We start from the raw sequence: 10225 nt of genomic DNA, 5'->3' as shown, positions 1-10225 counted from the left end.
CGTTTCCGCCGGTGCGGTTGCCGCGCTGCCCGGCTCGTCGGCGCCGGACGCTCCGTCGTCCGCCTCGGGGCCGGGCGGGGATGGGGGGACTTCGCCACCCGCCATGGTGTCGCGGACGAGGGCGGCGAGGGGGTTGGTGCCGGCGTGCTGGGAGAGGAGCAGCGACAGGGGGACCAGGGCGAGGCCCTGGGCCGGGTCGGTGAGGACGACCAGCTGGTCTCCGGGCTCCAGGCCGAGGGATTTGCGAGCTTGGGCGGGGATGGAGATCTGCCCCCGCGTGCCCACTGTGACGGTTCCGAAGAATCCGCGCCCGCCGGGGCCGAACTGCGCGGGGTTTCGCGGTGCCATGATGTCAGCCTCCTTTGCTGAATCCGATATGACATGTAAACCATGTATGTATGAATTATGCGTCTTGACTGCAGACTCTGTGGCCGTTTACTTTGTGACTTATAACACAGTTTCAATTGAATGCTGGTTTTTTGGGGGGACCGTTACCGTGTGGATGGTTTTGATGAGGCGCGGGCGGCGGCCGAGGGCGCGCGCCGGGTGGGTGCCTGCGCGCGGGCGGCGGGGAGGCCTCGGACATCGCGCGCAAGCTGGAGGAGTCGGCGCGGATCATGGAGCAGTGCGAGCAGCCGATGGTGGAGTTGTTGTTGGATGCGCCTGCGGCACTCATCGAGAGCGTGCCCGGCCAGGCGCACGACGTGGAAGGGATCCATGACCGCCCTCGCGCCGGGGAGTTCTTCGGCGGCCGCGCTCTTGAAACCGGTGAATCCATCCATCGCGACAATCTCAATACTCTCGCGCCAGATGCTCGGCTGGGAGGCCAGCCAGGTCTTGAAGACCTTTTTGGAGCGGCCCGGGACCATGTCCAGGAGCCGGGAGGGACCACTGCGATCGCGGATGGGAGTCAAGTCCAAGATGACGGTGACGTATTTGTCGCCGTAGGGAGTATGACGCCACACGTGTTCATCCACGCCGATGACACGCACGCCTTCGAACCGGGCTGGATCGTTGATGAGCGCGCGCTGGCCTTCGCCCAGGACAGCGGTATTAGCGGTATTCCAGGACACAGCCAGGGCCTGGGCGATGCGCGCCACCGGTCATCACCAGTGATACGGCAAGCCAACACTGTCTGGCTCTTCTCCACGCGCTGGCCCGACACCTCCAACCCAAGGCCATCCAGGCGCGTGAACGCACTCAGGTCAGGACGATCAAAGGTAGTATGAGGCATGTCGAGGTCTTTCAGATGGACGGTGTAGGAATCTCCATCATCGAAAGACCTCGACCCCTACCCCAACACGACACGCCGAACCCCCTCACACCACCCCTACACCCTCAAATGCGAAGAGCCGTGATAGTCGGTATCATCTGAGCTGTCGGGGGACACCCCTGGCTTCCAGCGACGAGCGGAAACCCTCATGGCGCAACGTGCCTTTATCAGTTTCGATTACGATAACGATGCTCGACTGAAAGACCTGCTGGTTGGACAAGCCAAGCACCCAGATACCCCATTTGAGATAGCGGACTGGTCGATCAAGACGGCTTCGCCCACATGGAAGGTCGAAGCACGCAGGCGCATCAAAGGTGCTGGGCTCATGATCGTTCTATGCGGGAAGAGCACTCACACCGCCGTAGGCGTGGCGGAAGAGCTACGGATCGCCAAAGAGGAGAACATCCCCTATTTTCTCCTGGCTGGCCATGACGGCGCCCGGAAACCTACGACTGCGACATCGAGCGACAAGTTGTACAAGTGGACCTGGGACAACTTGAAGGCGCTAGTCAAGGGTTCTCGGTGACCAACGAGGAACATGAGGGCGTCTCGATTCCGCCTGATCCAAGAGTCATGGATATCTACAAGTTGTCAGTCGAAATGGCCGACCGGATCTCTGCCCGGCGCGCAGTGGCCAACGCGTTCTTCTTGACTGTCAATACGACGCTAGCAGCCGTCATCGGATTGCATAAGCCGGAAGATGGGTCGGCATTGTTGCCCGTTGCAGTATGCGTTGCAGGAATCGCTGTCTCTGTCTGCTGGTGGTACCTGCTAAGAAATTACCGAAAATTGAACGAAGCAAAGTTCGTGGTGATCAATAAGATTGAAGCAGACTATCTGCCGTTGACACCGTTTCTCGACGAGTGGGCGATACTCAGCAACGAAGGAAACTCCAAGGGGAAGATGGCTCGCGTAAGAGCTAGGCTTCGCCAGCTCGGCAACGTCGAACGCGTCGTTCCGGTGATCTTTGGGCTGCTGTATCTGATGCTTCTGGTCGGAAGGATGCCGCTATGCCCAACTACTTAGAACGCGATGCAGAACTCGTTCGTGGTTGCTTGCCCAAAGGAACTGACGTGCCGTGCGGCTCTGAGGACCTTTTCCGAGTGTATGCGGTGCTTATGCGAGCCAAGGGTGAGCGAACTACAGCGGAAGACGTTCACGATGCATGGACGGCGTGGATCAGCCGGACTGATCCTCATCATGCATCAGCCGTTCCCTTTGAGGAGCTTGACGCTGAGACGAAGGCCGCGGACCAACCTTTCTTGATTGCTATTCAGAGGGCGGCACGCAGCCCGGAGGGTGGGGTCCACTAGATGAACGACAAGTAGACTGGACGGGTCTGGGTTTTTCGGACCGTTTGTTTTGAGAGGGTTGTTCCGAGTAGTCCTGGCCGCTTGTGGCCGGGCAAAATGGATGACCATGAGGAAGTTCTCGAAGCACACGCCTGAGCAGATTGTTGTGAAGCTGGAGAAGGCCGACGCCTGGCCGCTCGTCTCGTCGAGAGCCTACCAACGTGTCCCATCCCCGAAATCGCTCGCCTGGGCCGGACCCTACGCAAGTGGAAGGACACCTTCTTGGCCTACTTCAACACAGGAGGAGCCAGCAACGGCCCCACCGAAGCCATCAACGGAATCATCGAACTAGGCAGACGAATCGCCAGAGGCTACCGCAACCCCACCAAATACCAACTCCGAATGCTCCTCATCGCAGGAGGCCTAGACGCCTCCACCCACACTCAACTCTGAAGAGCCGGCAAACTGGACGAGGTGCGCTTCGACGACGCCTTCTGGGCGCAATTCGACCAGGATTATGCCGCGTGGGTCGACAGGCTGCAGAAATAGGCGGAGTCGTATTGTGTTCTCGCTGAAGCGGCGCTGCCCGGTGGTGCCGAGCGCGCACGGGGCTCACGGCGGCGGAGTCCGCTGCCCGGATAGCCGCCCCCGGTTAGAAGTAGTCGAAATCGAGTGGGATTCCATTCTTCTCGTCCTCCAGTTCGGAAAGGTGGTACTCCGCATCTTCCGGTGATTCGACTGAGGCGGTGATCAAAGCCTGGTTTCCGTTGAGTCCGACTCCTGCCCCATTGTCGAGGAACCACTGAGCCTTGAAAGACGACTCCGTGCTGTCCTTGGAGTACGGGGCGCCGAACACCTGGGAGAACGCGGCGGCGTAAGACTCGAAGGCCTCCCTGGAACGCGGCAGCGACGCTGCCCACCCCGCCTCGGGGACCAGGTTCGACAACTGCACCCGCACTCCGAACACCGAACCGTGCTCACTGTTGAAGTAGGAGACATCCTCGTCGGGGGACAGATCCGAGGTGAACATCTCAGGATCAGAACCCGCGCAGCGGAAACCGAGGCCCGTGTACACCCCGACCCCCTCGTCCACCGTCATCGGCCACGTGTGCAGCGCCCACGCGCGCACGATCTCAACAGCCCGTCCAGCGGGAACCGCCTGGAACTCATGACTCATCTCAATCAACCTCCATAGGGTCACTCTTCTGATGCTACAGTGCCGCGCTCACAACTGCCCATCGATATGGTCTATGGTCCTTTGCTCCAACGTGAACGGTGTTGATTTATAGGTCGTGCTGCCCAATCCGCTAGTATCGGTGACAGAAACCACATTATTGAGTTGCACATCCCCCTTCTTGATCCGGCGCCAGACCTCCGGATTATCCCTCATCAATTGGAGGAACTCCTTATCCTGACGGGCGATGTGGTTGAGGTACTCGGGCGTGCCCTGTTTCAGTTTTACCTTCTGTCCGTTGGGTAGGACGTCTGTGGCCTGTCCCATATGTGGACTGCTGCCCTCTTTTACCCCTTTCGATTCAATGAAGTCCAAATTCTCCAAACGCTCATCTATAGAAAGCACATCGAAGCGCCTATTACCAGCACCTGAGCCCCCGACTCCCGGAATCACATGGCGCGGCGGATTGAAACTGTTCGTCGCGTACTCCGCCCCCAACTGCCCGAGCTCCTCACTCGCACGTTTCTCAGCGAAACGAGCTTTAGATAACTGTCTCGCATCCCGTTCGAGCATTTTCGTCTTGAGGACAGACTGTCCCTTGGCGCGAAGCGCTTCAACAGTATCACCGATATTCGCCTTTGACACATCAGAGGTGCTCAACCCGCGGTTCTTGATCTTCTCGATGTACTTCTTCTTCCTCGCGTTCGCCTTCTTCCCTTTTTCGATGAGTTTCCTTGCCCGCTTCTGCGCCTTCTCCGGAGTCCACATGCGCTTCCTGTTCTTCACGAGCTCCTTGAGGTCGGTCCCCTTTTTGCCCTTCAGAATCTTCTTGCCGAGGTCCTTGAGTCCTTTGAGTCCTTGTTTTCCTTTCTTGAGGAGGGATTTGAGCAGTTCGAGCAGGCCTTTGAGGGAGGTGAGCTGTTTGAACAGGGATTTGGCGGATTTGAGCAGGCCGGTGATCTTGGCGCCCATCTCGGCGGCTTTGGCCCCGACCTTGATCTGGACCTGGGCGATGATGGCGGGGATGGCCAGGCCCACGGTGGCCACCGCCTCGATGATCGCCGAGGCGAGGGTCCCGATGATCGCGGCGATCGCGTCGCGCACGAGGTCGTGGACGACCTTGACGACAGTCGCGAGCACCCCCATCGCCCCGCTCATCGCCGCCGCCGCCTTGCCGGCCGTGCGCAGGCTCTTGGACACGTCCCCGCTGGCCGCCGAGTACCCCCTGGCCGCGGCCCCGCGCGCGTCGGCCATCAGCTCGCTGGCATCCATCTCCAGGGCCTCGGCCATGGAGTCCATCCCCTTGGCGACGTTCCCCCATGTCTGGGCGTTGGCCTTCACCTGGTCGGCGTCCCCGGCCAGCTGCTCCAACCAGCCCTTCATCGGGTTGAAGTGCTCGATCAGCCAGCCCGCGCCCCACGCGATCAAGGTCCCCAGCGGATCGACCACGGCGCCCAGCACGTCGGCGCCCATCGCCACTGTGGACAGCCCCACGTCCAGCCAGGACCCCTCCTTCAGGCCCGTCGCGATCCCCTCGATGTCGTCGAGCACCCCCGACCCCGCCAACGGCGTCGTCGAGTCCTCCTTGGACGCCACGAACGGGTTGCCCCCGCCGGAGAAGTCGCTGGACGAGCCCGACCCGCCGCCGGACGGAGACGGAAGTGGATCAGTCTCCGTGGGCCGGGGCATCGTGTCCAGCCCCCTGCGCTCCGAATCTGCCCGCGCCTGGTCCCGGGAGCCGCCGTCGCGCACTTCGGGCCGCTCCTCCGACGCGCTCACCGCCTCCCTCCGATCCGCTTGAAGTCGTCAGCGATCTGCTGCTCGCACGCCTCCATGACCTGCGCCGACTCCTCCAGCTTGCGCGCGATGTCCGAGGCCCCCTCGGCGCCCGCGTGCAAGCACGCGTGCGCCGCGACCTCGACCACCGCGAACACCGGGGCCACCAGGGGCCCCACCAGCATCCCCAGCGCCCCCGACAGGGAACTCGCCTGGCCCACCGCGCTGATCGCCGCCTCGACCCCGTCGCCCACCCGGCGCGCGCCCTCGGCCGCCGCCCGGAACCGGTCCGGCTCGAAACTCACATCCCAGTCCATCGCCGACACCCCGCCTCAGCGCCAACCGCGCGGACCACCACGACGCCCGTACGCGCCTCGGCCACCGTCGTCATCGTCGTCGAGCCCGTACTCCTGGGCCAACCGCGACGCCACCTCCGAGTCCTCCCCGTAAGCGCGCCCCGCCGCCCCGGCCAGGCCCCGCCCCGCGTCCGCCCGCGCCGCGGTCAGCGCCTCCAGCACCGCCTCGGCCAACTCCGGGTCCTCCTCGATCTCGACCGCCACGACCGTGCCCGAGGCGTCGACCTCCGCCCTCACGCGCTCGTCCCTGTCGACCCCCACGCCGCACACATCCGCCAACGAGTCCAAGAACTCCTGGGCCCGCCCGGCCAGCTCCTGCGCCCCGGCGACCTCGTCCTCGACACGGGCGATCGCCTCATCAAAACTATCCACGCGGTAACGGTACCCCTTATGCGTCAACATTCAATAGAGAATGTGTTGTAGGTCATAAGTATGATTTGTTGTGAAGACTTGGTATGGTTTCGGTCACTTCTAGTTGAGGGCGGTTATTCGGGCCGCGGACTCCACTGCCGTGAGTCCCCGCGCACTTGGCGTCGGCGCGTCGGGCGCGACTTGACGAGGGCCGGCCCCCAGCCCCGCGGGGCTGAGGGCCTTGGCTTCCACCAACCCGCGCGGAGCCGCACCGGCGCCCGGTCCCACTGCCCCCGTGCCCTCCGGGCAGGGGCGGCTCAGGCCGGGATGTCCCTCCTCCGGTAGACGGCCAGCCCGGCGCCGCAGCACACGAGCCCCACCACCAGTTGGAGGACCAGCGGCACCCAGTGCGTCGTCCCCCACGGGTCGGCCACGTGCCCCAGGACGCTGAGATCCTGCGCCCACTTCGGCATGTCGACGAGGCCCCCGAAGAGGCGCGCGAAGGAACTCCACGCGATGACCGCCCACGCCAGGGACCGCCACCGGGGCGCAGCGCCCACCAGCAACGCGGCGATGCCCGCCGCCGCCACGACCCCCGGCAGTTGGGTGAGCGTGGAGACCAGCGCGCGGCCGGCGGCGTGGTCCTCGCCCACCTGGGTGGCCGTGGCGGCCGCCAGTACGGCGCCCGACACGACGAGCAGGACCACTCCCGCGCCGACGGCGTCGGCCACGGCCGCTAGGAGCGCGCGCGTGCGCGGGACCCCGCAGGCCAGCACCGCCTCGGACAGCCCCCGTTCCTCCGACGCGGCCAGGCCGAGCACCCGCTGGACGACCGCGGTGGCCACGAGGGCCACCATCACGACTGTGAGCAACGTGGTGTACTGGACGACGGGCCGCATCTCGGGGGCCATCTTGTCGATGTAGGCGGCGCTCGCCGGGTTGTTGGCGATCAGGTCGGACAGCCCGCCCGACATCGCGCCGAAGAGCGCCGCTGTGAGCGCCAGTGCGAAGGCCCAGGCCACCAGGCGCCGAACGCCCAGGCGCGCGGTCAGGCCCAGCGGGCCGCGCACGCGCCACCGCCTGGTGGACACGGAGCGGTCGGCCAGCACCGCCCCCAGCAGTTCCCGGCGGGAGTGGAGCAGCGCCGCCAGCGCCACCAGTGCGGCGGCCACGAGCGCGAAGACGGCGAGCGCCCACACGCGCTCCGCCCCGAAGGGCCCGGCGACGTCCCGCCAGGCCAGGGGGCTCAGCCACCGCAGCCACGCGGCCCCCGTCTCGTCGGCCAGGACGCGGATGGCGAAGGCCGCCCCGAAAACCGTGAAACACAGTCCCCGCGCGGCCGAGGCGTCCCGCACCAACTGCGAGGCCACCAGGGCGACGCCCGCGAACGCCCAGCCCTGGGCGATGGCCACGCCGCCGAACACGAGCGCCCCCCGCAGGGGGGTCTCGCCCACAGCGGCGTCCACGCCGATCAGCGAGGCCGCCAGGCCCGCGCCCGTGAGCGCCATGGCGCCCATCGCCCACGCGGTCGCCGAGGCGAAGGGCGCCCATCGGCCCGCGCCCGCCCCGAGGACGACCTCGACGTGCCCGTCCTGCTCGTCGCGCCGGGCCAGCGCGGTCGTGAGCATGATCGCCATGATCGCCACGAACCACAGCAGGTACCCGCCGTCCTCCCAACTGGCGAACTCCCCGACGCCGCCGGTGGCGGGGAGGGGCCCGAAGAGCAGGCGCACGCCCGGCGCGTCGCGCATCTGGGACAGGAGCGCGGTGCGCTCCTCGAAGGAGGGGTAGGTGCGCTGCAGGGCGATCGGGTGGCCCAGCAGGAACAGCCACAGCGGCACCATCCACGCGAGCGCCTGCCACCTGTAGCGGCGCGTTGCCAGCCCCAGGCACCGCCGCAGTCCCGTGAACGCGCTCATGACCGCGCCCCCTCGTCCCCCGAGTAGTGGCTCATGAACAGGTCCTCCAGGCTGGCGGGCTCCACTTGGACGTCGTCCGCGCCCAGCTCCGCGACCACGCCCAGGACCTCGGGCACCAGGGAGGAGGGGACGCGCGTCTCCACGCGGGTGCCGGTGGGGCGGACGGGGGCGCCGAGCCCGGCCAGGGCCTCGACGAGGCGGGGGCGGCGCGAGTCCGACTCCCCGACGCCGATGCGGATGGCGGTCTCGGCCAGGGAGCGCAGGCGCGACAGGTCGCCGCTCTCCACGGTGCGCCCCTCCTTGATGATCGTCACGTGCGAGCACAGGTCCTGGACCTCCGCCAGGATGTGGCTGGACAGCAGGACGGTGGCGCCCCCCTCGGCGGCCTCGCGGACCACGTCCGTGAAGACGCGCTCCATGAGGGGGTCCAGGCCCGAGGTCGGCTCGTCGAGGACGAGCAGGTCCACGGGCGCGGACAGGGCGGCCACGAGCGCCACCTTCTGCGCGTTGCCCTTGGAGTAGGTCCGCACTTTCTTGGTGGGGTCCAGGTCGAAGCGCTCGGTGAGTTCCTCCTCGCGGGCGTGGTCGCGCGAGCCGCGCAGGCCCGCCAGGGTGTCGAGCACCTGCCCGCCCGTGAGGCTGGGCCACAGGCTCACCGAGCCGGGCACGTAGGCGAGGCGGCGGTTGATGGCGGAGGCTTCGCGGGCGGGGTCCATCCCCAGGACCCGGGCGCGGCCGCCGTCGGTGCGGTACATGCCCAGCAGCACGCGGATCGTCGTGGACTTCCCCGCGCCGTTGGGGCCCAGGAAGCCGTGGATCTGGCCCTTGGCGACCCCCAGGTCGAGGCCGTCCAGGGCCTTGACTGTTCCGAAGCACTTGATGAGGCCCTCGGCCTCTATGAGATCAGACAATGCTCCATTCCTTTCCTGTTCTCTCTTCGAGCACGGGCCCGAACTCCGGATCCGCCTGCAGGCGGCGGACCAGGTCGTCGATGACGCGCCTTTGGTCGGGCTCGGGGTAGCCGATCTTGGACAGCCGGGCCACGCGCTTCCACAACAGGTGCCCGGGCCCGCCACTGGGCAGGTCGCGCAGCAACGCGAGGGCGGTGGCCCTGTTGCGCTCGAGGACGGCCCACTCGGCCTCCTCGAGATCCTCGATGACGCGCTCCCTCTCCTCGTCGCCGTAGGCGCCGGGGTAGCGGCTGCGGTCGAGTGTGGCGAACGTGGTGAACATGCGGACCACCGCGCGGTGGTCCTCGTCGCTGAGCCCCTCGATGAACGGGCCCAGCGAGGCCGGGATGAGGCCCGAGATCGCCAGCGCCAGGACCATGCGCCGGTCCGTGTGGATGATGGGCAGCGTGGCCGGATCCTCGACGAGGCCCTCGAGGTGGTCGTAGAAGCGCTCGAGGACGACGGGAAGGGGCGAGATCGCCTCGCCGGAGCGGACCCTGGCCACGAGACCGTCGATGCGGGCCCGCTGGTGGTGCAGGACCTCGATGCGCGCGTCGATCTGCGCCCGTGTGGCGAGCAGGTCCGCCTCGATGGCACTGCGCCCCTGGGCGGGCTCCTCGGGCAGCATCTGGGCGATCTTCGCCAGGGGGATCCCGGACTCGGCCAGCCACCGGATGCGCAGCAGGCGCGCCAAGTGCTCGATGCCGTAGTCGCGGCGCCCCGCGATGACCGGGGGCACGGGCAGCAGCCCCAGGCGGTGGTAGTAGCGCACCGTCCGCGTCGTGGTCCCCGCCAGGTCGGCCATCACTTTCACTCTCATGGGCACTATCGAACACTGCGACGCGGCGTCGCTGTCAACGCGGACGCGCGGGCGCCCCCCGCGCCCGGGTCCTCTAGCATGGGAGGGAGCGGAGAGGAAGGCGGATCAGTGCTGGAATCGCAGGGGAACGAACAGGTGCTCGTCGCGGGCCCCCTCTTCCTCGACGTCGTCATGGGCCCCCTCGGCCACGCGCCGGTCCCCGGGCAGGAGCAGTGGGTGCCCGGGTGCGCCCTCGCCCCGGGGGGCGCCGCGAACCAGGCGGTGGCGCTCGCCCGGCTCGGAGCCCGCGCGGCCCTCGCCTCGTACGCGGGGGA

11 protein-coding genes and 3 pseudogenes are annotated in these 10225 nt (G+C 66.6%); 5 read left to right on the top strand and 9 right to left on the bottom strand.

All coding sequences use genetic code 11. The features are described from left to right. Both BH719_RS04835 and BH719_RS04830 read right to left on the bottom strand, forming a co-directional pair. On the bottom strand, positions 1–348 hold a 348-nt coding region (locus tag BH719_RS04835; RefSeq protein WP_009743639.1), incomplete at its 3' end, for an AbrB/MazE/SpoVT family DNA-binding domain-containing protein. A 302-nt stretch (positions 349–650) separates the two neighbouring features. Next, positions 651–1234 (bottom strand): annotated as a pseudogene (locus BH719_RS04830) (transposase); the annotation flags it as partial. A 187-nt stretch (positions 1235–1421) separates the two neighbouring features. Here BH719_RS04830 and BH719_RS09095 point away from each other — a divergent pair. The 4 genes and pseudogenes from BH719_RS09095 to BH719_RS09080 form a co-directional block, all read left to right on the top strand. Then, positions 1422–1799: a TIR domain-containing protein gene (locus BH719_RS09095; protein WP_009743636.1), complete on the top strand. Its 378-nt coding sequence runs from the start codon at positions 1422–1424 to the stop codon at positions 1797–1799. Beyond that, the gene (locus BH719_RS09090; RefSeq protein ID WP_009743635.1) at positions 1796–2299 is read left to right on the top strand and encodes a RipA family octameric membrane protein; all 504 of its coding nucleotides are present in this window, start codon (positions 1796–1798) and stop codon (positions 2297–2299) included. The genes BH719_RS09095 and BH719_RS09090 overlap by 4 nt, the downstream gene beginning before the upstream one ends. Continuing rightward, positions 2284–2586, top strand: coding sequence for a DUF7701 domain-containing protein (locus BH719_RS10355; protein ID WP_083808182.1), 303 nt, complete (start codon positions 2284–2286; stop codon positions 2584–2586). The genes BH719_RS09090 and BH719_RS10355 overlap by 16 nt, the downstream gene beginning before the upstream one ends. Before the next feature lie 156 nt (positions 2587–2742). Next, a pseudogene (locus BH719_RS09080) lies at positions 2743–3018 on the top strand (transposase); the annotation flags it as partial. Between the two features lie 199 nt (positions 3019–3217). Here BH719_RS09080 and BH719_RS04825 read toward each other — a convergent pair. The 7 genes from BH719_RS04825 to BH719_RS04795 form a co-directional block, all read right to left on the bottom strand. Further along, a complete protein-coding gene (locus BH719_RS04825) occupies positions 3218–3742 on the bottom strand; it encodes a DUF6301 family protein (protein ID WP_009743633.1) in 525 nt (174 codons plus the stop codon). Positions 3743–3790: 48 nt separating this feature from the next. Beyond that, positions 3791–5518, bottom strand: a complete 1728-nt coding sequence (locus tag BH719_RS04820) for a hypothetical protein (RefSeq protein WP_009743632.1) — start codon at positions 5516–5518, stop codon at positions 3791–3793. Continuing rightward, positions 5515–5820: a type VII secretion target gene (locus tag BH719_RS04815; protein ID WP_173647179.1), complete on the bottom strand. Its 306-nt coding sequence runs from the start codon at positions 5818–5820 to the stop codon at positions 5515–5517. The genes BH719_RS04820 and BH719_RS04815 overlap by 4 nt, the downstream gene beginning before the upstream one ends. Positions 5821–5847: 27 nt before the next feature. Continuing rightward, positions 5848–6273: a hypothetical protein gene (locus tag BH719_RS04810; RefSeq protein WP_069774579.1), complete on the bottom strand. Its 426-nt coding sequence runs from the start codon at positions 6271–6273 to the stop codon at positions 5848–5850. 266 nt (positions 6274–6539) lie between these two features. Then, a complete protein-coding gene (locus BH719_RS04805; protein ID WP_009743630.1) occupies positions 6540–8141 on the bottom strand; it encodes an ABC transporter permease in 1602 nt (533 codons plus the stop codon). Next, positions 8138–9052, bottom strand: a complete 915-nt coding sequence (locus BH719_RS04800) for an ABC transporter ATP-binding protein (protein WP_009743629.1) — start codon at positions 9050–9052, stop codon at positions 8138–8140. Before BH719_RS04800 ends, BH719_RS04805 begins: the two co-directional genes overlap by 4 nt. After that, the gene (locus BH719_RS04795; protein WP_034255260.1) at positions 9045–9911 is read right to left on the bottom strand and encodes a MerR family transcriptional regulator; all 867 of its coding nucleotides are present in this window, start codon (positions 9909–9911) and stop codon (positions 9045–9047) included. Before BH719_RS04795 ends, BH719_RS04800 begins: the two co-directional genes overlap by 8 nt. A gap of 108 nt (positions 9912–10019) precedes the next feature. Between BH719_RS04795 and BH719_RS10055 the strand changes: the two are divergent. Continuing rightward, positions 10020–10225 (top strand): annotated as a pseudogene (locus tag BH719_RS10055) (carbohydrate kinase family protein); the annotation flags it as partial.

Origin of the sequence: Pauljensenia hongkongensis (genome assembly GCF_001746855.1) — a bacterium.
In the GTDB taxonomy this organism is placed as follows: Bacteria; Actinomycetota; Actinomycetes; order Actinomycetales; family Actinomycetaceae; genus Pauljensenia; species Pauljensenia hongkongensis.
The sequence above is the reverse complement of the archived record's forward strand: the minus strand, read 5'-3'. Positions and strand labels throughout refer to the sequence as shown.